Below are 24,862 nucleotides of genomic sequence, written 5' to 3' on the forward strand. Positions count from 1 at the left end.
TTAACCTCTATGCTTAATCGTGTTTAACCGGGTGCTAAATTTATGCTCGCCAAACCGCACATCATTTTCAGGAATAATGAAAACGCGGTAATAGCGGATAAAAACAATAATTGCGGTAATCAGGGCCAGCAGCGCGAAAGTAAAATCGAGAACAATGATATATTGCAGGCCGATGTTCGACAGATAACCGGTAATCAGCGGAATAACAAAGTTAGCCAGTCCACCCATCATCATATATATACTGGTGACTTTGGCTTTGCTTTTGGGGAAAAACTCTGACATGACCGAAACGCCGAGCTGTAAAATGCCGCCAGCTGCTGAGAAACCGATAACAAAGGCTCCGGCATTACACACCAATGGAGAAGGGTACAGGTAGATAATGGCAGCTGTTATTGTTGCCAGTGCAGAGTTAAATACATTAGCCCAGATGGGACGGACCATTTTTTTCAGTAGTGCGGCAAAAATAAAGACACAGACCAGCGAACCCATACTGTAATAAGAGATGGTTTTTAATGCCTCAGCTTCTGACATACCAGCAAAAGCCATCGCATATTTGGGCATCCACACCACAATCACATAAAAGGTCGAGAATGCGGCTACACCGAACAGTACTGATGAAACACCTTCCAGCCAGACTAACGGTTTGCTGTTCATTTGCGGTAATTCATTAGCTACGCTGGCGTCCACCAACTGGCTGGGGAATTTGCTTTTCAACAGCATCAGCGTGATCAGTACAAACAGAATACCCGGAATAATCAGCCCATAGCCGTACCAGATGTTATTGAGCAACATATAGCTCACCAGCATTGGGTAGAACATTTGCCCGAATGACACCATCGCTTTAACCAGTATGACCGCCGAACCAGAGGCTTTCGGAAAGCATTCCATGAGCGCGGGGTAGCCACCCGTATCCAGCGCTGAGTTAGCGATACCTACGCACACTGCCAGACAGTAGGCGAGAGTTAAATTCGGGCAAGCAGGAATACCAAAGAAGAATAGCAGATACATTATTACTGCCATTAATATCACCGCCCGACGACCAAACTTATCGGAGATCACTCCGAAGAATAAAATACTGATCAATCGCCCCAATCCGATACCGGAAATTAAATAGGCAATGCCCGCGTTGTCAGTGGAAAACTTTTCTGCCAAAGATGTCATGTTTTGGGCAAGCGTAATAACACTAATGCCGTGCAGGAAATAGCTGAAGTAAATACAAAGAACAGCCAGGATAAATGGCGTGCTGAAAGCCTTATTTTGAGACATTTTCACAGCTCCTTGCTGAAAGATAATTTCGTTACCGTACGTATTGTTCTCCGACGGTTTACATAATTACTATACTGAAGATGATTTTCCCTGGGTACATGGCATAAAGTTTATGTTTCCAGGAATATTGCATGTCATAGTTTGTTTTTGATCGCGATTTTCCTTAGTTAGCGCAGAAAGAGTTATTTATCCGTAAGATCTTGCATAACCTGAAAAGAATATTGCATTACCCACCCGGAGCGATATTTTCCTTTAGCGTGTGATGCCGCGTTTCTTTGCGACTGCGTAAGCCAATAAACAGTGCCAGTATAAAGCCGATAGCAGCGATGGCGGTATCGAACCACATAATATCGGCAATACTTCTTTGCGAAAGATGAGCCGTAATCAACGGAATGGTAAATGTTGCAATGCTGCCAGCACTGTAATAGATCCCCGTTGCTTTTCCTTTAGCGTAGGGAAAACGTTCCGCCATTAACGTCAGGCCAATTTGTACAACACCGCCTGCGGAGGTAAAACCGATGACGAAAGCAAATATTATCACCACATAAAATGTGGGATGCAGGCAGACGGTGAGCAGGGCGATAAATGAGATAAAGGTGTACAGCATCAGTAATGTTGTTGGGCGAACGGTATTACGAATAAGTGGAGCAGTAATAAATACACACAGCAGCGAACCCACGGTGTAGATACTGAGTAATTTGATCGACATGGTGTATGACATGCCAGCGACAAATTGTCCGTATTGTGCCAGCCACTGGCTAACCAGATAAAACGTTGCCATTGAGATATAGCCATATAGGGAATAACTGGCTAAATCGATAATTGAACAGCGATGTTCCGTAGAGCTGGTGGTTTTCTTTATGACAGGTAAGTGACGACCCGGATGGGGTGGGAACGTACAACGGTATAAAAACAGAGCGTTAATAAACATAATGCCTGCGGCAATCATAAAGGACCAACCGAACCACAGTTCAGCCCACACTAACAGGCTGATAATTAGCGGTAATAAAAACTGTCCGCTGGAAACAAATGCTTTAATTAAAATATTGGCTGTACCCGGTGAGCGTGGAAAAGCTTCCATCAAACTGGGATAGGTGCCTGCATCGAGAAAACTGTTTGCCATTCCCGCCAGAAAGCCAAAAACATAAGCGATAATGATGTTATTGGTGTGCAGGATGCCAAAAAAGAAGGCCATATAGCAGCACATCCCGAGCATGATAAAAGGGCGGCGACCAAAGCGATCGGATAATAATCCTGCAAAAAGCAAGACACTTAATCGACCAATGCCCAGTGATGAGATAACTATCGAGACGCCCGCGGCATTAGTCTGCCAAAGCGTCTCCAGCGAGGCCATATTCAGGCTCATCAAAATGACGCCCATACCATGCACCAGGTAATTAAAATACAACCCAAGTGCGGTAGGGTAATAGGGATTTTTCATAGGTTCTACTTAGCAAAGGTGCTTTAAAAAGTGTAGCGATGTTGTGTCAGTATCCGTTCATTATTGTTGTAACAACGACAATTCCTTTCTGTGGAGAAATTAACAAAGCCGCTCCAGATCGTGTGCATATAATTCAGCGGCTACCGATTGATAGATCTTCCAGTCAATAAAATTGCCATCAGGGTAGACTTGTTGAAACGCGGTTAAGTCGGGGAAAAAACGCATGGTGTTGTTGCCGATGCGGTTATTTATTTTCTCTATGATGGCATGAAGATGTTTTTTTCGTTGCTGACGCATAGCCAACAGTTGCTCGACTACACAATCAGGAATGGCGCATTTGCCATTTTCCCACTGACGCCAGCTTTCACTGTTACCGGTCTGGGCAATCCAGGTCGCGCATTCATCAATAGTCATGGCAAAAATATGGCGAAGTGCCTGGAGTTCATAAGCGTTCATCGTGTAATGGCTGCATGAAATAAACAATAAAATATAAATAACATTATCAGCCTGCTGACGGCTTGAAGAGAGTCACAGTATCTTGTGCAACATTATTGGAAAGAGTGAGGGGCGAGGTAGCGAAGCGGAAAAATGTTAAAAAAAAGCCCATCGTGGGAGATGGGCAAAGACTACACACAGCAATTCGTTGTTTCACTCAGGGGATTTCCATGCTTATAAATCAATATGTTGATTTATAACCGTGAGCTAATAGTAGGCATACGGACTTTTTGCGTCGATCAGATTCGTCTCATTAGTTTAAAAACTGTAAAGAATTTGCGACAGGTACTACCAGCTGAATGGCGGTAAGCAGGAAAATATGGGGAAGAGCAAGCAAATATCAATTAGCAGGGGTTAACAATCAGGCGGCAGAGCCGCCTGATGAGAAATTACTTATTCGATTTCTCGATTTCGCCAAGTTCTTCGAGAATTTCTTCCGGTTGGTCCGTCGGCGGTGGGACTTCTTCCACCCACGCGGCAAAAAGACGCCAGGAAACGGCTAACAGAACCGGACCAATAAACAGGCCGATCATCCCGAAAGCAATCAAACCACCAATAACGCCAGAGAGAATCAGGATCAGCGGTAAATCGGCACCCATGCGAATTAACATTGGGCGGATGACGTTATCGAGCGTGCCAACCACACCGCTCCAAACTAACAGTACCGTTCCCCAGGTGGTATCGCCAGTCCAGTAGAGCCAGATAATCGCCGGAATCAGTACCGGCAACGGTCCAAGCTGGACAAGGCAGGAGAGGATCATTAACACCGTTAGCAAAGTTGCATAAGGTACGCCGGATACGGCGAGGCCGATACCGCCAAGCACTGCCTGTACTAACGCCGTCACCACCACACCCAGCGCCACCGCGCGGATAGCCTGTGCCGCCAGCAGCACGGCGGCATCTCCGCGAACGCCTGCCAGACGGGTTGCAAAATGGCGAATGCCTTGTGCCACCTGTTCACCGCGCCAGTACAGCAGGGCGCTGAAGAGAAGCATCAGCGCACAATGCACCATAAAGCGCCCGATATGCGCCGCCTGCCCAACGAACCAGGTGGTGGTGGTGCCAATATAAGGACGGACTTTCGCCATGATCGCCGTCCCCCCCATATCCAGCAAATTGTGCCAGCCTGCATATAGCTTCGCGCCAATCACCGGAATGGTATTAAGCCACGCCAGATCGGGTAACGTCATGTCACCACTGGAAATGGCTTTAATTAGCGGGCCGCTGCCGTCGACGATACTGTTAACCAGCAAAGCAATAGGGATGATAAACACCATCACTAATAACAGCGTCATCACCAGAACGGCGAGAGAGCGGCGACCAAACATGATCTTTTGCAAACGTAACAATACCGGCCAGGTGGCGATAACCACTGTACCGGCCCATGCAAAGCCGAGAATAAAGGGTTGTACAATCCACAGACATGCCACAATCATGATGGCTAAAAACAGCACCGAAAGCAGAATTTGTGCGACATCCCTGGGCTGACGAACATTTACCATAACTACTTTTCACCTTTTTTGTGCGTCAAATCGTCGACGCGACGTGAACACGCGAAACTCACCTGCATAATGATGAGCAATTTCAGCGGTTTTTAACAGGTCGATTCTGCCCTTAATTCTGATGGGCGTGTAAGAAAAAAATGTGGTACAACAACTCAGGCAACACGCAAACGATTAATCTCTCATCACAGACCGCAGGAAAGGGTCAATATAATGATTCCACAGATTTCCCAGGCACCCGGCGTCGTTCAACTGGTGCTTAATTTTTTGCAAGAGCTGGAGCAACAGGGTTTTACCGGCGATACGGCAACAAGCTATGCCGATCGTCTGACAATGTCGACCGACAACAGTATTTACCAACTTCTCCCCGATGCGGTGGTATTTCCGCGTTCAACCGCAGATGTGGCGTTAATTGCCCGTCTTGCCGCGCAGGAACGCTATTCATCGTTGATCTTTACCCCTCGCGGCGGCGGCACCGGCACTAACGGTCAGGCGCTCAACCAGGGGATTATTGTTGATATGTCCCGCCATATGAACCGCATCATCGAAATTAACCCTGAAGAGGGCTGGGTGCGCGTTGAGGCCGGGGTGATTAAAGACCAACTCAATCAGTACCTGAAACCCTTTGGCTACTTTTTTGCGCCAGAACTTTCGACCAGCAACCGGGCAACGCTCGGCGGGATGATCAATACCGATGCATCCGGTCAGGGATCGCTGGTCTATGGCAAAACGTCAGATCACGTACTTGGCGTACGCGCGGTGTTGTTGGGGGGCGATATTCTCGATACGCAACCTTTACCCGTCGAACTGGCGGAAACGCTGGGTAAATCCAATACCACAATCGGGCGAATTTATAACACGGTTTATCAACGTTGCCGTCAGCAACGCCAGTTAATCATCGACAACTTCCCCAAGCTTAACCGCTTTCTTACCGGTTACGATCTGCGTCATGTCTTTAACGATGAGATGACCGAGTTCGACCTGACGCGCATTCTGACGGGTTCAGAAGGGACGCTGGCCTTTATTACCGAAGCGCGACTGGATATTACGCGCTTGCCTAAAGTACGCCGTCTGGTGAACGTCAAATATGACTCTTTTGACTCCGCGCTGCGTAACGCGCCGTTTATGGTTGAGGCGCGGGCGCTTTCGGTAGAGACGGTGGACTCAAAAGTGCTGAATCTGGCGCGGGAAGATATTGTCTGGCATTCCGTCAGCGAGTTGATTACCGATGTGCCTGATAAAGAGATGCTCGGGCTGAACATTGTGGAATTTGCCGGTGATGATGAGGCACTGATTGACGAGCGAGTTAATGCACTCTGTGTGCGGCTTGATGAGCTGATTGCCAGCCAACAGGCAGGAGTGATCGGCTGGCAGGTGTGCCGCGAGCTGGCGGGTGTTGAACGTATCTATGCGATGCGCAAAAAAGCCGTTGGTCTGCTTGGCAATGCCAAAGGTGCTGCTAAGCCAATTCCGTTTGCTGAGGATACCTGCGTACCGCCGGAACACCTGGCGGATTATATTGCTGAATTTCGCGCGCTGCTCGACAGCCACGGCTTAAGCTACGGTATGTTCGGTCACGTCGACGCAGGTGTCTTGCACGTCCGTCCAGCACTGGATATGTGCGATCCGCAACAGGAGATTTTGATGAAGCAAATCTCTGATGATGTAGTGGCGCTTACCGCGAAATACGGTGGTTTGTTGTGGGGCGAACACGGCAAAGGTTTTCGCGCCGAATACAGCCCGGCGTTTTTTGGTGAGGAACTTTTTGCAGAACTGCGTAAAGTGAAAGCGGCGTTTGATCCGCATAACCGACTCAACCCCGGGAAGATTTGCCCGCCAGAAGGTCTCGATGCGCCGATGATGAAAGTGGACGCGGTGAAGCGCGGTACATTCGATCGACAGATCCCCATTGCGGTACGCCAGCAGTGGCGTGGTGCAATGGAGTGTAACGGCAACGGTTTATGCTTCAACTTTGATGCTCGTAGTCCGATGTGCCCGTCGATGAAGATCACCCAGAACCGGATTCATTCACCGAAAGGGCGCGCAACGCTGGTACGTGAATGGCTGCGTTTGTTGGCGGATCGCGGCGTTGACCCACTCAAACTGGAACAAGAACTGCCTGAATCCGGCGTCAGTTTGCGGACGTTAATTGCCCGCACGCGCAATAGTTGGCATGCGAATAAAGGCGAATATGACTTCTCACACGAAGTCAAAGAGGCGATGTCGGGCTGTCTGGCCTGTAAAGCTTGTTCGACTCAGTGCCCCATCAAAATTGATGTGCCGGAGTTTCGCTCTCGTTTCCTGCAACTCTATCACACCCGTTATTTACGCCCGCTGCGCGACCACCTCGTCGCTACGGTTGAGAGTTACGCACCGCTGATGGCACGCGCGCCGAAAACCTTTAACTTCTTCATTAACCAGCCGCTGGTGCGCAAACTCTCGGAAAAACATATCGGCATGGTTGATTTGCCGCTGCTGTCGGTCCCCTCGCTACAACAACAAATGGTGGGGCATCGCTCGGCAAACATGACGCTGGAACAGCTTGAAGCTCTCAATGCAGAGCAGAAAGCGCGCACGGTGCTGGTGGTGCAGGACCCCTTTACCAGCTATTACGATGCTCAAGTGGTGGCGGATTTTGTCCGTCTGGTCGAAAAATTAGGTTTCCAGCCCGTGTTACTGCCATTTTCGCCAAATGGAAAAGCCCAGCATATCAAAGGTTTTCTTAATCGTTTTGCGAAGACGGCGAAAAAGACGGCGGATTTCCTCAACCGTATGGCGAAGCTGGGTATGCCAATGGTAGGCGTCGACCCGGCGCTGGTACTTTGTTATCGCGATGAATATAAACTGGCTCTGGGCGAGGAGCGTGGCGAGTTTAACGTCTTACTGGCAAATGAATGGCTGGCAAGCGCACTTGACTCACAGCCAGTGGCTACAGTCAGCGGTGAATCATGGTATTTCTTTGGTCACTGTACCGAAGTTACCGCCTTGCCAGGCGCGCCAGCACAATGGGCGGCAATATTTGCCCGTTTTGGCGCGAAACTGGAAAATGTCAGCGTGGGGTGCTGCGGCATGGCAGGGACTTACGGACATGAAGCGAAAAACCATAAAAATTCGCTCGGGATCTATGAATTATCCTGGCATCAGGCTATGCAGCGACTGCCGCGTAACCGCTGTCTGGCGACCGGATATTCCTGCCGTAGTCAGGTAAAACGGGTTGAAGGCACAGGGGTACGCCATCCTGTGCAGGCTTTACTGGAGATTATTAAATGATATGGAAACGAAAAATCACCCTGGAAGCACTGAATGCTATGGGGGAAGGAAACATGGTGGGATTGCTGGATATTCGCTTTGAACATATTGGTGATGACACCCTTGAAGCGACAATGCCAGTAGACTCACGGACAAAGCAGCCTTTCGGGTTGCTGCATGGAGGTGCATCCGTGGTACTGGCCGAAAGTATCGGTTCCGTTGCCGGTTATTTATGTACCGAAGGTGAGCAAAAAGTGGTTGGTCTGGAAATCAATGCTAACCACGTCCGCTCGGCACGAGAAGGGCGGGTGCGCGGCGTATGCAAACCGTTGCATCTCGGTTCGCGTCACCAGGTCTGGCAGATTGAAATCTTCGATGAGAAAGGGCGTTTGTGCTGTTCGTCACGATTGACGACCGCTATTTTGTGACGTTGTCACCAGAAAAGTGTGACGCATATTGCTTTTGGTTATTATCTGCACAGTAAACGGTGGTATACTGTGCAGGTCTTGTCTAAAAGCGAGGATGCTATGTCTACTCAACTTGATCCCACCCAACTGGCCATTGAATTTTTACGCCGTGACCAAAGCAATCTTTCACCTGCCCAATATCTCAAGCGTCTGAAACAATTAGAACTTGAATTTGCTGACCTGCTTACTCTCTCTTCTGCTGAATTAAAAGAAGAAATCTACTTCGCCTGGCGTCTGGGCGTGCATTGATCCTGATTTAATGTCGCGAGTTCGCCAAATCGGCCTGGATTAATCTTCGTCCAGGTTCGAGGGCCTTTTTAATACAGCCTATCTACCCGCCTGATAACGTTCAAAAATAATACAAATCGCAGTTTGTGTTAAAACAGTGGGTTAGCTTTATGAGATTATCCTTATCGCCCCTTCAAGAGCTAAGCCACTGTGAGTGCCGGAGATAAGCGCCGGATGGGGTAGAAACCCTTAAGCCTGTGTCGCACAGACTTAAGGGTTTTCTTATTTCTGAACGCTGCACTTTTTTACCTATCTCTTAAATAGTCATTTTCAATGCAACTTTTTCTTTTTCATCACAGCCTTAATGCTCCTTAGATAATAATCATTATCTAACAATGAGATACCTAATTCTTAGCGTGCCTGTTAACCCACAAATCAGGGTCTATGCTTATTAAAAGCAGGTAAAAAGCATGTTTTACGCTAAAGCCCCTGCGTTTGCTGGGTTGAACTGATAATCATTATCACTAACATGCTGTTATACGCTGAAAGCGATGAAGTGAGGTAAATCGATGGACATGCATTCAGGAACCTTTAATCCACAGGATTTCGCCTGGCAAGGCTTAACGCTGACACCCGCAGCGGCGATACACATCCGCGAACTGGTGGCAAAGCAGCCTGGTATGATCGGCGTGCGCTTAGGCGTTAAGCAAACAGGCTGCGCGGGCTTTGGCTATGTGCTCGACAGTGTTAGCGAGCCGGACAAAGACGATCTGCTGTTTGAACACGACGGCGCGAAGCTGTTTGTCCCGCTGCAAGCGATGCCTTTTATTGATGGCACGGAAGTCGATTTCGTTCGCGAAGGACTTAATCAGATATTCAAATTTCACAACCCTAAAGCCCAGAATGAATGTGGCTGTGGCGAAAGCTTTGGGGTATAGGCGGTACTATGTCTCGTAATACTGAAGCAACTGACGATGTCAAAACCTGGACCGGCGGCCCGCTGAATTATAAAGAAGGATTCTTCACCCAGTTAGCCACCGATGAGCTGGCAAAGGGGATAAACGAAGAGGTGGTGCGCGCAATTTCGGCGAAGCGTAATGAGCCGGAGTGGATGCTGGAGTTTCGTCTCAACGCCTATCACGCATGGCTGGAGATGGAAGAACCGCACTGGTTGAAAGCGCACTACGACAAGCTGAATTATCAGGATTACAGCTACTACTCGGCACCATCGTGCGGTAATTGTGACGACAACTGCGCGTCTGAACCCGGCGCGGTGCAGCAAACTGGCGCGAACGCCTTTTTAAGTAAAGAGGTGGAGGCGGCGTTTGAGCAGTTGGGCGTTCCCGTGCGGGAAGGCAAAGAGGTGGCAGTGGATGCCATTTTCGACTCTGTTTCGGTTGCCACTACTTATCGCGAAAAACTGGCGGAGCAGGGAATTATTTTTTGTTCCTTTGGCGAGGCGATCCACGATCACCCGGAACTGGTGCGTAAATATCTCGGCACCGTGGTGCCGGGGAATGACAACTTCTTTGCCGCACTTAATGCGGCGGTAGCCTCTGACGGTACGTTTATTTATGTGCCTAAAGGCGTGCGTTGCCCGATGGAACTTTCCACCTATTTTCGCATTAACGCGGAAAAAACCGGGCAGTTTGAGCGCACCATTCTGGTGGCCGACGAAGACAGCTACGTTAGCTACATTGAAGGCTGTTCCGCTCCGGTGCGTGACAGCTATCAGTTACACGCGGCGGTGGTGGAAGTCATCATCCATAAAAACGCCGAGGTGAAATATTCCACGGTACAAAATTGGTTCCCTGGCGATAACAACACCGGCGGTATTCTCAACTTCGTCACCAAGCGTGCTTTGTGCGAAGGCGAAAACAGCAAAATGTCATGGACGCAATCAGAAACCGGCTCAGCGATTACGTGGAAATATCCCAGCTGCATTTTGCGCGGCGATAACTCCATTGGTGAGTTTTACTCAGTGGCGCTGACCAGCGGTCATCAGCAAGCGGATACCGGCACCAAGATGATCCACATCGGTAAAAACACCAAATCGACCATTATATCGAAAGGGATCTCTGCCGGACATAGTCAGAACAGTTATCGCGGCTTAGTGAAAATCATGCCGACGGCAACCAATGCGCGCAATTTCACTCAGTGCGATTCAATGCTGATTGGCGCTAATTGTGGGGCGCATACCTTCCCGTATGTCGAATGTCGCAATAACAGCGCTCAGCTGGAGCACGAGGCAACGACATCACGTATTGGTGAAGATCAACTGTTTTACTGCCTGCAACGCGGGATCAGCGAAGAAGATGCCATCTCGATGATTGTTAACGGTTTTTGCAAAGACGTGTTCTCGGAACTGCCGCTGGAATTTGCCGTTGAAGCACAAAAACTCCTCGCCATCAGTCTTGAACACAGCGTCGGATAAGGAATAAACATGTTAAGTATTAAAGATTTACACGTCAGCGTGGAAGATAAAGCTATCCTGCGTGGATTAAGCCTCGACGTTCGTCCCGGCGAAGTTCACGCCATTATGGGGCCCAATGGTTCGGGCAAAAGTACCTTATCGGCAACGCTTGCCGGGCGAGAAGATTATGAAGTGACGAGCGGCACGGTTGAGTTTAAAGGCAAAGATTTGCTTGCGCTGTCGCCGGAAGATCGTGCAGGTGAAGGCATCTTTATGGCCTTCCAGTATCCGGTGGAAATTCCCGGCGTCAGTAACCAGTTTTTCCTGCAAACGGCACTTAATGCGGTGCGCAGCTATCGCGGCCAGGAAACGCTCGACCGCTTTGATTTTCAGGATTTGATGGAAGAGAAAATCGCTCTCCTGAAGATGCCGGAAGATTTATTAACCCGTTCGGTAAACGTTGGTTTTTCCGGCGGCGAGAAAAAGCGCAACGATATTTTGCAAATGGCGGTGCTGGAACCGGAGTTATGCATTCTTGATGAGTCAGACTCCGGGCTGGATATTGACGCATTAAAAGTGGTTGCCGATGGCGTGAACTCGCTGCGTGACGGCAAGCGTTCATTCATCATTGTTACGCACTACCAACGCATTCTCGACTACATCAAGCCTGATTACGTCCATGTGCTGTATCAGGGACGAATTGTGAAATCCGGCGATTTCACGTTGGTCAAACAACTGGAGGAGCAGGGTTATGGCTGGCTTACCGAACAGCAGTAACGCACTGCAACAGTGGAATCATTTGTTTGAAGCTGAAGGGGCGAAACGCTCCCCGCAAGCACAGCAGCATTTACAACAATTGCTGCGTACCGGACTGCCGACACGTAAACATGAAAACTGGAAATATACGCCGCTGGACGGGCTGACCAATAGCCAGTTTGTCAGCATTGCGGGGGAGATAGCCCCACAGCAGCGTGATGCCTTAGCGTTAACGTTAGACGCCGTGCGGCTGGTGTTTGTCGATGGACGTTACGTGCCCGCACTGAGCGATGCAACTGAAGGCAGCGGATATGAAGTGAGCATTAACGACGACCGTCAGGGGTTACCCGACGCTATTCAGGCGGAAGTGTTTCTGCATTTGACGGAAAGCCTGGCACAAAGCGTGACGCATATCGCCGTGAAGCGCGGTCAACGGCCGGCAAAGCCATTGCTGTTAATGCATATCACCCAGGGCGTGGCAGGTGAAGAGGTGAATACTGCCCATTACCGGCATCATCTGGATCTGGCGGAAGGTGCCGAAGCAACGGTGATCGAACATTTTGTCAGCCTTAATGATGCTCGTCACTTCACCGGCGCACGGTTCACTATCAACGTCGCAGCGAACGCCCATTTGCAGCATATCAAGCTGGCGTTTGAAAACCCGCTCAGTCACCACTTTGCTCATAACGATTTGTTGCTGGCTGATGATGCCACCGCATTTAGCCACAGTTTCCTGCTGGGTGGCGCAGTGTTACGACACAACACCAGTACGCAACTCAATGGCGAAAACAGCACGGTGCGGATCAATAGCCTGGCGATGCCGGTGAAAAACGAGGTGTGTGATACTCGTACCTGGCTGGAACACAATAAAGGTTTTTGTAACAGCCGACAGTTGCACAAAACTATCGTCAGCGACAAAGGCCGCGCGGTATTTAACGGTTTGATCAACGTCGCGCAGCACGCCATCAAAACGGATGGTCAGATGACCAACAATAATCTGCTGATGGGCAAACTGGCGGAAGTGGATACGAAACCGCAGCTGGAAATCTATGCAGATGATGTGAAATGCAGCCACGGCGCGACGGTGGGGCGTATTGATGATGAACAGATGTTCTATCTGCGCTCGCGCGGGATCAATCAGCAGGATGCCCAGCAGATGATCATTTACGCCTTTGCTGCCGAACTGACGGAAGCACTGCGTGATGAAGGGCTTAAACAGCAGGTGCTGGCCCGAATCGGTCAACGGCTGCCAGGAGGTGCAAGATGACTTTTTCCGTTGATAAGGTGCGGGCCGATTTCCCGGTGCTTTCGCGTGAGGTGAACGGTTTGCCGCTGGCTTATCTCGACAGCGCCGCCAGTGCGCAGAAACCGAGCCAGGTGATTGATGCCGAGGCTGAGTTTTATCGTCATGGCTACGCGGCGGTGCATCGCGGTATTCATACCTTAAGCGCCCAGGCGACCGAGAAAATGGAGAACGTGCGCAAGCGGGCATCGCTGTTTATTAATGCCCGTTCGGCGGAAGAGCTGGTGTTCGTCCGCGGTACGACGGAAGGGATCAATCTGGTCGCCAATAGCTGGGGCAACAGCAATGTGCGGGCGGGCGATAACATCATCATCAGTCAGATGGAGCACCACGCTAACATTGTCCCCTGGCAGATGCTTTGTGCACGCGTTGGCGCAGAGCTGCGTGTGATCCCGCTCAACCCCGACGGTACTCTGCAACTGGAGACGCTGCCTACGCTGTTTGATGAGAAAACTCGCCTGCTGGCAATTACTCATGTCTCCAACGTGCTTGGGACAGAAAATCCGCTGGCGGAGATGATCACACTTGCGCATCAACATGGCGCAAAAGTGCTGGTGGATGGCGCTCAGGCGGTGATGCATCATCCGGTGGATGTTCAGGCGCTGGATTGCGATTTTTACGTGTTCTCCGGGCATAAACTGTATGGCCCTACCGGAATTGGCATTCTTTATGTCAAAGAAGCCTTGTTGCAGGAGATGCCGCCGTGGGAAGGGGGCGGTTCTATGATTGCCACCGTTAGCCTGAGTGAAGGCACTACCTGGACCAAAGCGCCGTGGCGGTTTGAAGCCGGTACGCCCAATACCGGAGGTATTATTGGCCTTGGCGCGGCGCTGGAGTATGTTTCGGCGCTGGGGCTTAACAACATTGCCGAGTATGAACAAAATCTGATGCATTACGCATTGTCGCAGTTGGCAGCGGTGCCGGATCTTACGCTCTATGGTCCGCCGGACAGACTTGGCGTTATTGCTTTTAATCTCGGTAAACACCACGCCTATGATGTTGGCAGTTTTCTCGATAATTACGGCATTGCTGTGCGTACCGGACATCACTGCGCAATGCCATTAATGGCCTATTACAACGTCCCTGCGATGTGTCGGGCGTCGCTGGCCATGTATAACACCCATGAAGAAGTGGATCGTCTCGTGACCGGCCTGCAACGTATTCACCGTCTGCTGGGATAACAGGGAGGCACTATGGCTTTATTGCCGGATAAAGAAAAATTGCTGCGTAATTTTTTACGCTGCGCCAACTGGGAAGAGAAATATCTCTACATTATTGAGTTGGGTCAGCGTCTGCCAGAATTACGTGACGAAGACAAAAGCCCGCAAAATAGCATCCAGGGCTGCCAGAGTCAGGTGTGGATTGTAATGCGCCAGAATGCGCAGGGAATTATTGAATTGCAGGGCGACAGCGATGCGGCCATTGTAAAAGGGCTTATTGCGGTCGTCTTTATTCTTTACGATCAAATGACGCCGCAGGATATTGTCAATTTCGATGTGCGCCCGTGGTTTGAAAAAATGGCGCTCACCCAACATCTCACCCCATCACGCTCACAAGGTCTGGAAGCGATGATTCGCGCAATTCGCGCCAAAGCCGCTGCACTTAGCTAAACTAAAGGGACAGCTTTCATCCGGTTGGCTCACATTGCCGGGTGGTCAATGTTTACACTGGCCTGCACAGGAGTGTTTTGGTTTCAGGTGAACATAAGCGCCATCCGACGTTTCAGCGTGAGTCTCCGGCAAATACAGGAGGTTTACAATGAAACGCGCGTCTTTGCTTACACTCACGCTTATCGGCGCTTTTAGCGCCATCCAGGCTGCCTGGGCGGTTGATTATCCGCTACCACCAACCGGCAGTCGACTGGTTGGGCAAAATCAAACGTATACGGTGCAAGAAGGGGATAAAAACCTTCAGGCCATCGCCCGACGTTTTGATACTGCGGCAATGTTGATCCTTGAAGCCAATAACACTATCGCCCCGGTGCCAAAACCCGGTACGACGATAACTATTCCTTCACAACTATTATTACCTGATGCGCCGCGTCAGGGGATTATTGTAAACCTTGCAGAGCTGCGCCTTTATTATTATCCGCCGGGAGAAAATATCGTGCAGGTTTATCCGATAGGTATTGGTTTGCAGGGGCTGGAAACGCCGGTGATGGAAACGCGTGTGGGGCAGAAAATCCCTAACCCAACCTGGACGCCTACGGCGGGCATTCGTCAACGTTCGCTGGAGCGTGGCATTAAATTACCACCAGTCGTTCCTGCCGGGCCCAATAACCCACTAGGACGTTACGCACTGCGCCTCGCGCATGGTAATGGCGAATACCTCATTCATGGCACCAGTGCGCCGGACAGCGTCGGTTTGCGCGTCAGTTCGGGCTGTATTCGCATGAATGCACCGGATATTAAAGCTTTATTCTCCAGCGTGCGGACGGGAACACCGGTGAAAGTGATCAACGAACCGGTGAAATATTCCGTGGAACCTAACGGGATGCGTTATGTTGAAGTACATCGACCACTATCGGCAGAAGAACAGCAGAACGTTCAGACAATGCCGTACACGCTGCCAGCAGGCTTTACGCAATTTAAAGACAATAAGGCTGTAGATCAGAAGTTAGTCGATAAAGCGTTGTATCGTCGGGCAGGGTATCCGGTTGCGGTGAGCAGTGGAGCAACTCCCGCAGCCAGCAATGCGCCTTCAGTAGAGTCAGCGCAGAATGGGGAACCAGAGCAAGGGAATATGTTACGCGCGACGCAGTAGCGGTAAATAGCAGGCAAAAAAATGGCGCACAATGTGCGCCATTTTTCACTTCACAGGTACTATTACTTGCGGTATTTAGTAGCCATGTTGTCCAGACGCTGGTTAGCACGAGCTGCGTCATCTTTAGCAGCCTGAACGTCGGAACGCATTGCGTTCACGTCGTTGCTCAGCTGGTCAACTTTAGCGTTCAGAGTCTGAACGTCAGAAGACAGCTGATCGATTTTAGCGTTGCTGGAGCAACCTGCCAGCAGAGTAGAACCCAGGATTACCGCGCCCAGTACCAGTTTAGTAGCTTTCATTATTAATACCCTCTAGATTGAGTTAATCTCCATGTAGCGTTACAAGTATTACACAAAGTTTTTTATGTTGAGAATATTTTTTTGATGGGAAGGCACTTATTTTTGATCGTTCGCTCAAAGAAGCATCGAACGCTGGGTTTTAGATAAAAAAATTGAGAGAAAACAGGATGCTTCCATCGGATTCATCTTAGATAAAGTGAGATTATATAGTGAAATCCGATTTGATTTTTTATTGCTTCTGGTTATCGATTAAATAAAAAAAGCGCCCATCAGGGCGCTTCGATATACAAATTAATTCACAAAAGCAATATTACAGGACGTGAACAGATGCGGTGTTAGTAGTGCCGCTCGGTACCAGTGCACCAGAAACCATAACTACGACATCACCTTTGTGTGCCAGACCGCTCTGCAGAGCCAGTTCTTTACCCAGACGGTAGAAGTCATCAGTAGATGTGATCTCTTTAACCAGCTGCGGCACAACACCTTTGCTCAGTACTAACTGGTGAGCCGTTTTTTCGTTGGTGGTCAGTGCCAGGATGGTGGCATCCGGGAAGTATTTACGTACTGCGCGAGCAGATTTACCGCCCTGAGTAGCAACCACGATCAGTGGAGCATCCAGTTTTTCAGCAGTTTCAACGGCACCACGGCATACCGCTTCGGTAATACGCAGTTTACGGTTGTCATTGTTGAACTCGAGACGGCTGTTCATCACGCGGTCGGTACGTTCGCAGATGGTCGCCATGATAGAAACCGCTTCCAGCGGGTATTTACCTTTTGCGGATTCACCAGACAGCATCACTGCGTCAGTACCGTCGAGGATGGCGTTTGCAACGTCACCGGCTTCTGCGCGAGTCGGGCGTGGGTTTTTGATCATGGAATCCAGCATCTGTGTCGCAGTGATAACAACTTTACGTGCACGGATACATTTTTCGATCATCATCTTCTGGGCGAAGATAACTTCTTCTACCGGGATTTCTACACCCAGGTCGCCACGCGCAACCATGATGCCGTCAGAGGCTTCGAGGATTTCGTCGAAGTTGTTGAGGCCTTCCTGGTTTTCGATTTTGGAGATGATGTGGATGTTTTCGCCGCCGTGCGCTTTCAGGTGCTCACGGATTTCGATAACGTCAGAACGCTTACGAATAAAGGAAGCAGCAACAAAGTCTACGCCTTGTTCGCAACCAAAGATCAGGTCCTGTTTGTCTTTTTCAGCCAGTGCTGGCAGGGCAATGGAAACGCCAGGCAGGTTCACACCTTTGTTTTCGCCCAGGTCGCCATTGTTCAGCACTTTACAGATAACTTTGTTACCTTCAATGGCGGTAACTTCCATACCGATCAGACCGTCGTCAACCAGTACGGTGTTGCCAACAGACAGGTCAGTAGTGAAACCTTCATACGTTACCGCAACCATTTCGCTGTTGCCGATAACAGATTTATCAGTAGTGAAAGTAAAGGACTGACCCGCTTTCAGAGAAACGTCGTTACCGCCTTCCAGTTTCATGGTGCGGATTTCTGGACCTTTGGTATCAAGCAGGATAGCGGCGGTTTTACCAGTTTTGCTCATCACGTTGCGCAGATTCTGAATGCGCTGACCGTGTTCTGCATAGTCACCATGAGAGAAGTTCAGACGCATAACGTTCATGCCAGCGTCCAGCATTTTAGCTAACATCTCTTCAGATTCGGTTTTCGGTCCGATGGTGCAAACAATTTTGGTCTTTTTCATGACAGTCTTAGTCTTTAAGTTGAGAAGGATGGGAGAAACTTGCTTTCTGGGCGCACTGCCGGAAAGCGAATCCGGTATTACGAAAGTGGTTGTGCCTCGCTCTAAGGATAGGTGACATCGAAAAAGCGTGCAGAGGAATGTGTGCTTGTGTCTCAGCCCAACGTGAGTGCCTGTTTTTGAGTCGTTGAGTTCTACAGTCCAAAGTGCTGAAACCATTCAAGAGTCAATTGGCGCGCATTATACGCTGAAATTAATCCAAAAGGAAAACAAAAACAGCGTTTCAAAAAATATACAACTTGTAAGACAATAAATTGTTATCAAAGATTCAGCGTTCCAGGGAAAAGGTTACGCAAAAACTTCGTTGTTTGCGCAACGTCTGGTGCCGGGGTTGTCAGTGTGAGGATAAGTGAAAAGTTCATCCGGTGTATAAATACATCATCGCTCAATTGCTACAGTTAAAATAATTTATCACGTTATTTGTCTGATTTTGTTTGATTTTTGTTTAATTGGTTAGATTGATATATGCTGATAGTTGGCATGATAAATAGGTATAAAGAATGGGAAACCGGACAAAAGAGGATGAACTGTACCGAGAAATGTGCAGAGTTGTCGGTAAAGTTGTGCTGGAAATGCGCGATCTGGGGCAGGAACCAAAGCATATTGTTATCGCAGGCGTATTACGTACAGCATTAGCCAATAAACGCATTCAGCGCAGTGAGCTGGAAAAGCAGGCGATGGAAACAGTCATTAACGCACTGGTAAAATGACCATTCAGGATGAGGCGGTAAGCTTCATCCTGATATTGTTAGTTCAGTTGCGGTCCAGTTAATCATTCTAAATAACAACTGCTGAAATTATATGAATTTCGGTGTGTATTTTAATTTATAGCGATAAAGTTATTTTTATTTTCTGCGATGAACTTCACAAATAATTGTCGGTTAAGTTAAATTTATTTCAAATGATAATAAATATCAGTTCACTTATAATTCCTTGCTTTGTGATTTTAATTGATAACGATCAATGTTAAGAGCCCAGAATAATCACATTATTTTTTCTCCTAACCATAAAGGATTAGTTTGTCAGCGTTAAATCTTTTCTCATACACTATCGGGTTTGGGAAAATATCTGGTGTTGAGGACAGAGTCAGCAGCGTATTAGTTGAGTGCCTAATATCAGGCTGCTGAATTGTCAGCACTGTGTTTGCGAAGAGGATGCGAAATAAATGAACCCGGTTGATCGTCCACTATTAAATATTGGCTTAACGCGATTAGAATTCTTGCGTATATCAGGAAAAGGCCTTGCTGGTTTAACAATTGCCCCTGCTTTACTGTCACTTTTGGGTTGCAAACAGGAAGATATTGATAGCGGCACAGTAGGGTTGATAAATACACCCAAAGGGGTGCTGGTGACCCAACGTGCGCGATGCACGGGTTGCCACCGCTGTGAAATCTCTTGTACCAACTTCAACGATGGCTCAGTAGGGACATTCTTCTCCCGTATCAAAATCCATCGCAATTATTTCTTTGGCGACAACGGGGTTGGCTCTGGCGGTGGCCTGTATGGCGATCTCAACTATACCGCGGACACCTGCCGTCAATGCAAAGAGCCGCAATGCATGAACGTCTGCCCGATTGGTGCGATTACCTGGCAGCAGAAAGAAGGCTGTATTACCGTCGATCATAAACGTTGTATTGGCTGTAGCGCCTGTACTACGGCATGCCCGTGGATGATGGCCACCGTAAATACCGAAAGTAAAAAATCCTCGAAATGTGTGTTATGCGGTGAATGCGCAAACGCCTGCCCAACAGGGGCGTTAAAAATTATCGAGTGGAAAGATATTACTGTGTGAATCTTGCAAAGGAAAAAATCATGGCTAACGGTTGGACAGGTAATATATTAAGAGTCAATCTCACGACAGGAAATATTACCCTCGAAGATTCCAGTAAGTTTAAAAGTTTTGTCGGTGGCATGGGCTTCGGCTACAAAATTATGTATGACGAAGTACCGCCAGGCACGAAACCTTTCGATGAAGCGAATAAATTAGTTTTTGCTACCGGCCCATTAACTGGATCTGGTGCCCCCTGTAGTTCTCGCGTAAATATCACCTCACTTTCTACTTTTACCAAAGGAAATTTAGTCGTCGATGCCCATATGGGGGGCTTTTTTGCAGCGCAAATGAAATTCGCTGGATACGACGTCATTATTATCGAAGGGAAAGCGAAATCACCGGTATGGCTGAAGATTAAAGATGACAAAGTTAGCCTTGAAAAAGCCGATTTCTTATGGGGAAAAGGGACGCGCGCAACGACTGAAGAAATTTGTCGCTTGACCAGTCCGGAAACCTGTGTGGCGGCTATTGGTCAGGCTGGGGAAAACCTTGTTCCTCTCTCTGGCATGTTGAATAGCCGTAACCACAGCGGCGGTGCGGGAACTGGCGCAATAATGGGTTCGAAAAACCTGAAAGCGATTGCGGTTGAAGGGACGAAAGGGGTCAACATTGCCGATCGTCAGGAGATGAAGCGTCTCAACGATTACATGATGACTGAACTTATCGGTGCGAATAACAACCATGTCGTGCCAAGTACGCCGCAATCGTGGGCAGAGTATTCAGATCCCAAGTCACGTTGGACAGCACGTAAAGGGCTGTTTTGGGGCGCGGCTGAAGGTGGTCCGATTGAAACGGGGGAAATTCCGCCAGGCAATCAGAACACGGTCGGCTTTCGTACCTATAAATCCGTTTTTGACTTAGGTCCGGCGGCAGAGAAATACACAGTAAAAATGAGCGGCTGCCACTCTTGCCCGATCCGTTGTATGACCCAAATGAATATTCCTCGGGTGAAAGAGTTTGGCGTGCCCAGCACAGGTGGTAACACTTGTGTAGCAAACTTTGTCCATACCACCATCTTCCCGAACGGGCCGAAAGATTTTGAAGATAAAGACGATGGTCGTGTGATTGGTAACCTGGTTGGTCTGAATTTGTTCGATGACTACGGCCTATGGTGTAACTACGGGCAGTTGCATCGCGACTTTACTTATTGTTACAGCAAAGGGGTGTTCAAGCGTGTTCTGCCTGCTGAAGAGTATGCGGAAATTCGCTGGGATCAACTGGAAGCGGGTGACGTTAACTTTATTAAAGATTTTTACTACCGTCTGGCGCATCGCGTGGGTGAGTTGAGTCACCTGGCTGATGGTTCATATGCCATCGCAGAACGCTGGAATTTGGGTGAAGAGTACTGGGGCTACGCGAAAAATAAACTCTGGTCGCCGTTTGGCTATCCGGTTCACCATGCCAATGAAGCGTCAGCGCAAGTCGGTTCCATTGTTAACTGTATGTTCAACCGTGACTGCATGACGCATACCCATATCAATTTTATTGGTTCCGGCTTGCCATTGAAACTGCAGCGTGAAGTGGCGAAAGAGCTTTTTGGTTCTGAAGATGCTTACGATGAAACCAAAAACTACACACCGATCAATGACGCAAAAATTAAATATGCTAAGTGGTCGCTGTTGCGGGTCTGTTTGCATAACGCCGTCACCCTGTGCAACTGGGTCTGGCCAATGACCGTTTCGCCGCTGAAAAGCCGTAATTACCGGGGCGATCTGGCACTTGAAGCCAAATTCTTCAAAGCGATCACTGGCGAAGATATGACTCAGGAAAAATTAGATTTAGCTGCAGAGCGTATCTTTACGTTGCATCGCGCCTACACGGTAAAACTGATGCAAACCAAAGATATGCGTAATGAACACGATCTTATCTGTTCCTGGGTATTCGACAAGGATCCGCAGATCCCGGTCTTTACTGAAGGTACAGACAAAATGGATCGTGACGATATGCATGCTTCGCTCACGATGTTCTACAAAGAAATGGGCTGGGACCCACAGCTTGGTTGTCCGACCCGCGAAACATTGCAGCGTCTGGGGCTGGAAGATATTGCCGCCGATCTGGCAGCACACAATCTACTGCCTGCGTAAGGAATGGGAGAGATGAACCATCAGGATGAATTGCCGTTAGCGGAAGTCAGCGAAATTGATGAGGCGAAGCGGCAATGGTTGCAGGGGATGCGTCACCCCGTTGATACGGTAACCGAACCAGAACCGGCTGAAATCCTGGCAGAGTTCATTCGCCAGCATTCTGCGGCTGGGCAGCTGGTGGCGCGCGCTGTGTTTCTCTCGCCGCCCTATTCGGTTGCAGAAGAGGAACTGTCAGTTTTGCTGGAAAACATTAAGCAGAACGGAGACTACGCGGATATCGCTTGTATGACGGGAAGCCAGGATGATTACTATTACTCAACGCAGGCCATGAGTGAAAACTACGCGGCGATGTCTTTGCAAGTTGTGGAGCAGGACATTTGTCGCGCCATTGCACACGCCGTTCGTTTTGAGTGCCAGACGTATCCTCGTCCTTACAAAGTCGCCATGCTGATGCAAGCGCCATATTACTTCCAGGAAGCGCAGATTGAAGCCGCGATCGCCACGATGGATGTTGCACCTGAATATGCCGATATACGGCAGGTGGAGTCATCGACGGCAGTGTTGTACTTGTTTAGCGAGCGATTTATGACCTATGGCAAGGCGTATGGCTTATGCGAATGGTTCGAGGTAGAGCAGTTTCAGAACCCCTGAAATTTCAGGGGGATGTCATGGATAGGGTGGACAGTTGCAGCCACTGCATTAGGGGATAATCAGATGTCCTTCACTCGACGCAAATTTGTTCTGGGGATGGGAACAGTAATCTTTTTTACTGGTTCTGCGTCTTCTCTGTTAGCGAATACGAGGCAAGAAAAGGAAGTTCGGTATGCCATGATTCATGACGAGTCACGGTGCAATGGCTGTAATATCTGCGCCCGCGCATGCCGTAAAACTAACCACGTCCCCGCTCAGGGAAGCCGTTTATCGATAGCACACATTCCAGTCATCGATAACGACAATGGAACGCAGTATCACTTTTTTCGCCAGTCATGTCAGCACTGCGAAGATGCTCCTTGCATCGACGTTTGCCCGACAGGGGCGTCGTGGCGTGATGAGCAGGGGATCGTGCGGGTAGAAAAATCGCAGTGCATCGGCTGCAGTTATTGCATTGGCGCTTGCCCGTACCAGGTTCGCTACCTTAACCCTGTCACTAAAGTGGCAGATAAATGTGATTTCTGCGCTGAGACCCGACTGGCAAAAGGCTTTCCGCCCATTTGCGTCAGTGCCTGCCCGGAACACGCATTGATCTTTGGTCACGAAGATAGCCCAGAAATTCAGGCGTGGTTGCAGGAAAATAAATACTATCAATATCAGCTACCTGGCGCCGGGAAACCGCATCTGTATCGCCGGTTCGGTCAACATTTGATTAAAAAGGAAAATGTATGAACCCGTCGCAACATGCTGAACAGTTTCAGAGCCAGTTGGCGAACTATGTGCCACAGTTCACCCCCCAATTTTGGCCGGTGTGGTTGATCATTGCCGGACTATTGCTGGTTGGGATGTGGTTGGTGCTGGGGCTACATGCCTTGCTTCGTGCTCGTGGCGTGAAGAAATCAGCCACCGATCATGGTGAGAGGATTTATCTTTACAGCAAAGCGGTCAGATTATGGCACTGGTCGAATGCGTTACTCTTTGTATTGTTGCTGGCAAGTGGGCTGATAAATCACTTTGCGCTGGTGGGCGCAACTGCGGTTAAAAGTCTGGTTGCGGTGCATGAAGTTTGCGGATTTTTGTTACTGGCATGCTGGCTCGGCTTTGTTCTGATCAATGCCGTTGGGGGTAATGGTCACCACTATCGCATTCGTCGTCAGGGGTGGCTGGAGCGAGCGGCAAAACAAACGCGATTCTATTTGTTTGGCATTATGCAGGGGGAAGAACATCCTTTCCCGGCAACAACCCAGTCTAAATTTAATCCCTTACAGCAGGTTGCCTATGTTGGTGTCATGTATGGATTGCTGCCGTTGTTACTATTGACGGGGCTGCTGTGTCTCTATCCGCAAGCCGTGGGAGATATGTTTCCTGGCGTAAGATACTGGTTATTGCAGGCGCATTTTGCTCTGGCATTTATAAGCCTCTTTTTTATCTTCGGTCATCTTTATCTTTGCACCACGGGGCGTACGCCACACGAAACCTTTAAAAGCATGGTCGATGGCTATCACCGGCACTAACGAATGATCATTACACGAGCAGACCTGCGAGAATGGCGTATCGGAGCGGTGATGTATCGCTGGTTTCTGCGCCATTTCCCACGCGGCGGTAGTTATGCCGATATTCATCATGCACTGATTGAGGAAGGATATACGGACTGGGCGGAGAGTCTGGTTGAGTATGCGTGGAAAAAATGGCTGGCGGATGAAAACTTCGCGCATCAGGAAGTTTCTTCTATGCAAAAACTGGCCACAGATCCCGGAGAGAGAGCATTTTGCAGTCAGTTTGCCCGCAGCGACGATCATGCTCGCATCGGCTGTTGTGAGGATAATGCCAGAATCGCAACTGCTGGGTATGCCGCGCAAATTGCCAGTATGGGTTATAGCGTGCGGATTGGAAGTGTCGGCTTTAACAGTCACATTGGCAGCTCCGGTGAACGCGCACGGGTTGCTGTAACCGGTAATTCTTCGCGGATAAGCAGCGCTGGAGATAGTAGTCGGATTGCGAATACCGGAATGCGAGTACGCGTTTGTACATTGGGTGAACGGTGTCATGTCGCCAGTAATGGTGACCTGGTGCAAATCGCCAGCTTTGGCGCAAACGCCAGAATTGCCAACAGCGGCGACAATGTACACATCATTGCCAGCGGTGAAAATTCAACGGTAGTGAGCACGGGCGTGGTCGACTCAATTATTCTCGGGCCAGGAGGAAGCGCCGCACTGGCATATCATGACGGCGAAAGAGTTCGCTTCGCCGTCGCCATTGAAGGTGAAAACAATATTCGAGCCGGAGTCCGCTATCGCCTTAATGAACAGCATCAGTTTGTTGAGTGCTGATAGC

General features: G+C 49.2%; 24 protein-coding genes and 1 other RNA gene. 17 read left to right on the forward strand and 8 right to left on the reverse strand.

Features of this window, described 5'->3' with window-relative positions; genetic code table 11:
• The 5 genes from HBM92_RS11075 to ydiK all read right to left on the reverse strand — a co-directional run bounded on the left by HBM92_RS11075 (position 1) and on the right by ydiK (position 4,704).
• The gene (locus HBM92_RS11075; protein WP_001296106.1) at positions 1 to 1,266 is read right to left on the reverse strand and encodes an MFS transporter; all 1,266 of its coding nucleotides are present in this window, start codon (positions 1,264 to 1,266) and stop codon (positions 1 to 3) included.
• Positions 1,267 to 1,492: 226 nt separating this feature from the next.
• Complete coding sequence (locus tag HBM92_RS11080) at positions 1,493 to 2,707, reverse strand: MFS transporter (protein WP_000795578.1); 1,215 nt, start codon at positions 2,705 to 2,707, stop codon at positions 1,493 to 1,495.
• Between the two features lie 99 nt (positions 2,708 to 2,806).
• Entirely contained in the window at positions 2,807 to 3,163 is a 357-nt protein-coding gene (locus HBM92_RS11085; RefSeq protein ID WP_001298235.1) for a YdiL family protein, read from the reverse strand.
• 135 nt (positions 3,164 to 3,298) lie between these two features.
• Positions 3,299 to 3,406: antisense sRNA RprA (gene rprA, locus HBM92_RS11090), an RNA gene on the reverse strand.
• A 185-nt stretch (positions 3,407 to 3,591) separates the two neighbouring features.
• Entirely contained in the window at positions 3,592 to 4,704 is a 1,113-nt protein-coding gene (ydiK, locus tag HBM92_RS11095) for an AI-2E family transporter YdiK (protein ID WP_000248637.1), read from the reverse strand.
• A gap of 213 nt (positions 4,705 to 4,917) precedes the next feature.
• On the opposite strand from ydiK, the gene HBM92_RS11100 reads away from it, so the two are divergent.
• The 10 genes from HBM92_RS11100 to ldtE all read left to right on the forward strand — a co-directional run bounded on the left by HBM92_RS11100 (position 4,918) and on the right by ldtE (position 15,883).
• Positions 4,918 to 7,974, forward strand: coding sequence for an FAD-binding and (Fe-S)-binding domain-containing protein (locus tag HBM92_RS11100; protein WP_000612982.1), 3,057 nt, complete (start codon positions 4,918 to 4,920; stop codon positions 7,972 to 7,974).
• Positions 7,971 to 8,381, forward strand: a complete 411-nt coding sequence (gene menI / locus HBM92_RS11105; RefSeq protein ID WP_000637986.1) for a 1,4-dihydroxy-2-naphthoyl-CoA hydrolase — start codon at positions 7,971 to 7,973, stop codon at positions 8,379 to 8,381. The genes HBM92_RS11100 and menI overlap by 4 nt, the downstream gene beginning before the upstream one ends.
• Before the next feature lie 99 nt (positions 8,382 to 8,480).
• Positions 8,481 to 8,669 carry a YdiH family protein gene (locus HBM92_RS11110; RefSeq protein WP_001296104.1) on the forward strand — a complete coding sequence of 63 codons (189 nt, stop codon included), beginning with the start codon at positions 8,481 to 8,483 and terminating at the stop codon, positions 8,667 to 8,669.
• Between the two features lie 548 nt (positions 8,670 to 9,217).
• Positions 9,218 to 9,586: a Fe-S cluster assembly scaffold SufA gene (gene sufA / locus HBM92_RS11115; protein ID WP_000367158.1), complete on the forward strand. Its 369-nt coding sequence runs from the start codon at positions 9,218 to 9,220 to the stop codon at positions 9,584 to 9,586.
• An 8-nt stretch (positions 9,587 to 9,594) separates the two neighbouring features.
• Positions 9,595 to 11,082 carry a Fe-S cluster assembly protein SufB gene (gene sufB / locus HBM92_RS11120; protein WP_001304330.1) on the forward strand — a complete coding sequence of 496 codons (1,488 nt, stop codon included), beginning with the start codon at positions 9,595 to 9,597 and terminating at the stop codon, positions 11,080 to 11,082.
• 9 nt (positions 11,083 to 11,091) lie between these two features.
• Positions 11,092 to 11,838 carry a Fe-S cluster assembly ATPase SufC gene (sufC, locus tag HBM92_RS11125; protein ID WP_000948882.1) on the forward strand — a complete coding sequence of 249 codons (747 nt, stop codon included), beginning with the start codon at positions 11,092 to 11,094 and terminating at the stop codon, positions 11,836 to 11,838.
• A complete protein-coding gene (sufD, locus tag HBM92_RS11130) occupies positions 11,813 to 13,084 on the forward strand; it encodes a Fe-S cluster assembly protein SufD (protein WP_000908034.1) in 1,272 nt (423 codons plus the stop codon). The genes sufC and sufD overlap by 26 nt, the downstream gene beginning before the upstream one ends.
• Entirely contained in the window at positions 13,081 to 14,301 is a 1,221-nt protein-coding gene (gene sufS, locus HBM92_RS11135; RefSeq protein WP_000144571.1) for a cysteine desulfurase SufS, read from the forward strand. Before sufD ends, sufS begins: the two co-directional genes overlap by 4 nt.
• A 12-nt stretch (positions 14,302 to 14,313) precedes the next feature.
• Positions 14,314 to 14,730 (forward strand): cysteine desulfuration protein SufE, encoded by a 417-nt coding sequence (gene sufE, locus HBM92_RS11140; RefSeq protein ID WP_001196522.1) that lies wholly within the window; start codon positions 14,314 to 14,316, stop codon positions 14,728 to 14,730.
• A 148-nt stretch (positions 14,731 to 14,878) separates the two neighbouring features.
• On the forward strand, positions 14,879 to 15,883 hold the full coding sequence (gene ldtE / locus HBM92_RS11145) for a L,D-transpeptidase LdtE (protein ID WP_000817095.1): 1,005 nt from the start codon (positions 14,879 to 14,881) through the stop codon (positions 15,881 to 15,883).
• A 62-nt stretch (positions 15,884 to 15,945) separates the two neighbouring features.
• On the opposite strand, the gene lpp is transcribed toward ldtE, so the two are convergent.
• The 3 genes from lpp to HBM92_RS25310 all read right to left on the reverse strand — a co-directional run bounded on the left by lpp (position 15,946) and on the right by HBM92_RS25310 (position 18,107).
• Positions 15,946 to 16,182: a murein lipoprotein Lpp gene (gene lpp / locus HBM92_RS11150; RefSeq protein WP_000648420.1), complete on the reverse strand. Its 237-nt coding sequence runs from the start codon at positions 16,180 to 16,182 to the stop codon at positions 15,946 to 15,948.
• A 310-nt stretch (positions 16,183 to 16,492) separates the two neighbouring features.
• Positions 16,493 to 17,905: a pyruvate kinase PykF gene (pykF, locus tag HBM92_RS11155; RefSeq protein WP_001304331.1), complete on the reverse strand. Its 1,413-nt coding sequence runs from the start codon at positions 17,903 to 17,905 to the stop codon at positions 16,493 to 16,495.
• A 7-nt stretch (positions 17,906 to 17,912) separates the two neighbouring features.
• Positions 17,913 to 18,107 (reverse strand): hypothetical protein, encoded by a 195-nt coding sequence (locus tag HBM92_RS25310; protein WP_242788909.1) that lies wholly within the window; start codon positions 18,105 to 18,107, stop codon positions 17,913 to 17,915.
• Positions 18,108 to 18,462: 355 nt separating this feature from the next.
• Here HBM92_RS25310 and fumD point away from each other — a divergent pair, with 355 nt between their 5' ends.
• From fumD to ydhT, 7 genes are all read left to right on the forward strand, one after another.
• Positions 18,463 to 18,672, forward strand: a complete 210-nt coding sequence (gene fumD, locus HBM92_RS11160) for a fumarate hydratase FumD (RefSeq protein ID WP_000528342.1) — start codon at positions 18,463 to 18,465, stop codon at positions 18,670 to 18,672.
• Positions 18,673 to 19,127: 455 nt separating this feature from the next.
• On the forward strand, positions 19,128 to 19,754 hold the full coding sequence (locus HBM92_RS11165) for a ferredoxin-like protein (protein ID WP_001070247.1): 627 nt from the start codon (positions 19,128 to 19,130) through the stop codon (positions 19,752 to 19,754).
• A gap of 20 nt (positions 19,755 to 19,774) precedes the next feature.
• On the forward strand, positions 19,775 to 21,877 hold the full coding sequence (locus tag HBM92_RS11170; protein ID WP_001273524.1) for an aldehyde ferredoxin oxidoreductase: 2,103 nt from the start codon (positions 19,775 to 19,777) through the stop codon (positions 21,875 to 21,877).
• Between the two features lie 12 nt (positions 21,878 to 21,889).
• Positions 21,890 to 22,528, forward strand: a complete 639-nt coding sequence (locus HBM92_RS11175) for a YdhW family putative oxidoreductase system protein (protein WP_001298530.1) — start codon at positions 21,890 to 21,892, stop codon at positions 22,526 to 22,528.
• 63 nt (positions 22,529 to 22,591) lie between these two features.
• On the forward strand, positions 22,592 to 23,260 hold the full coding sequence (locus tag HBM92_RS11180; protein WP_001529207.1) for a 4Fe-4S dicluster domain-containing protein: 669 nt from the start codon (positions 22,592 to 22,594) through the stop codon (positions 23,258 to 23,260).
• Positions 23,257 to 24,042: a thiosulfate reductase cytochrome B subunit gene (gene phsC / locus HBM92_RS11185; RefSeq protein ID WP_001070013.1), complete on the forward strand. Its 786-nt coding sequence runs from the start codon at positions 23,257 to 23,259 to the stop codon at positions 24,040 to 24,042. The genes HBM92_RS11180 and phsC overlap by 4 nt, the downstream gene beginning before the upstream one ends.
• Before the next feature lie 3 nt (positions 24,043 to 24,045).
• Positions 24,046 to 24,858, forward strand: coding sequence for a protein YdhT (gene ydhT / locus HBM92_RS11190; protein WP_000587573.1), 813 nt, complete (start codon positions 24,046 to 24,048; stop codon positions 24,856 to 24,858).
• Positions 24,859 to 24,862 lie beyond the last annotated feature (4 nt).

Source organism: Escherichia sp. E.sYA108 (assembly GCF_011754335.1).
Taxonomy (GTDB): Bacteria; Pseudomonadota; Gammaproteobacteria; order Enterobacterales; family Enterobacteriaceae; genus Escherichia; species Escherichia coli.

Excerpts from the sequence above, each read along its gene's own strand:
- HBM92_RS11075 (WP_001296106.1), bottom strand. The coding sequence starts at position 1,266 with ATGTCTCAAAATAAGGCTTTCAGCACGCCATTTATCCTGGCTGTTCTT.
- HBM92_RS11080 (WP_000795578.1), bottom strand. The coding sequence starts at position 2,707 with ATGAAAAATCCCTATTACCCTACCGCACTTGGGTTGTATTTTAATTAC.
- HBM92_RS11085 (WP_001298235.1), bottom strand. The coding sequence starts at position 3,163 with ATGAACGCTTATGAACTCCAGGCACTTCGCCATATTTTTGCCATGACT.
- ydiK (WP_000248637.1), bottom strand. The coding sequence starts at position 4,704 with ATGGTAAATGTTCGTCAGCCCAGGGATGTCGCACAAATTCTGCTTTCG.
- HBM92_RS11100 (WP_000612982.1), top strand. The coding sequence starts at position 4,918 with ATGATTCCACAGATTTCCCAGGCACCCGGCGTCGTTCAACTGGTGCTT.
- menI (WP_000637986.1), top strand. The coding sequence starts at position 7,971 with ATGATATGGAAACGAAAAATCACCCTGGAAGCACTGAATGCTATGGGG.
- HBM92_RS11110 (WP_001296104.1), top strand. The coding sequence starts at position 8,481 with ATGTCTACTCAACTTGATCCCACCCAACTGGCCATTGAATTTTTACGC.
- sufA (WP_000367158.1), top strand. The coding sequence starts at position 9,218 with ATGGACATGCATTCAGGAACCTTTAATCCACAGGATTTCGCCTGGCAA.
- sufB (WP_001304330.1), top strand. The coding sequence starts at position 9,595 with ATGTCTCGTAATACTGAAGCAACTGACGATGTCAAAACCTGGACCGGC.
- sufC (WP_000948882.1), top strand. The coding sequence starts at position 11,092 with ATGTTAAGTATTAAAGATTTACACGTCAGCGTGGAAGATAAAGCTATC.
- sufD (WP_000908034.1), top strand. The coding sequence starts at position 11,813 with ATGGCTGGCTTACCGAACAGCAGTAACGCACTGCAACAGTGGAATCAT.
- sufS (WP_000144571.1), top strand. The coding sequence starts at position 13,081 with ATGACTTTTTCCGTTGATAAGGTGCGGGCCGATTTCCCGGTGCTTTCG.
- sufE (WP_001196522.1), top strand. The coding sequence starts at position 14,314 with ATGGCTTTATTGCCGGATAAAGAAAAATTGCTGCGTAATTTTTTACGC.
- ldtE (WP_000817095.1), top strand. The coding sequence starts at position 14,879 with ATGAAACGCGCGTCTTTGCTTACACTCACGCTTATCGGCGCTTTTAGC.
- lpp (WP_000648420.1), bottom strand. The coding sequence starts at position 16,182 with ATGAAAGCTACTAAACTGGTACTGGGCGCGGTAATCCTGGGTTCTACT.
- pykF (WP_001304331.1), bottom strand. The coding sequence starts at position 17,905 with ATGAAAAAGACCAAAATTGTTTGCACCATCGGACCGAAAACCGAATCT.
- fumD (WP_000528342.1), top strand. The coding sequence starts at position 18,463 with ATGGGAAACCGGACAAAAGAGGATGAACTGTACCGAGAAATGTGCAGA.
- HBM92_RS11165 (WP_001070247.1), top strand. The coding sequence starts at position 19,128 with ATGAACCCGGTTGATCGTCCACTATTAAATATTGGCTTAACGCGATTA.
- HBM92_RS11170 (WP_001273524.1), top strand. The coding sequence starts at position 19,775 with ATGGCTAACGGTTGGACAGGTAATATATTAAGAGTCAATCTCACGACA.
- HBM92_RS11175 (WP_001298530.1), top strand. The coding sequence starts at position 21,890 with ATGAACCATCAGGATGAATTGCCGTTAGCGGAAGTCAGCGAAATTGAT.
- HBM92_RS11180 (WP_001529207.1), top strand. The coding sequence starts at position 22,592 with ATGTCCTTCACTCGACGCAAATTTGTTCTGGGGATGGGAACAGTAATC.
- phsC (WP_001070013.1), top strand. The coding sequence starts at position 23,257 with ATGAACCCGTCGCAACATGCTGAACAGTTTCAGAGCCAGTTGGCGAAC.
- ydhT (WP_000587573.1), top strand. The coding sequence starts at position 24,046 with ATGATCATTACACGAGCAGACCTGCGAGAATGGCGTATCGGAGCGGTG.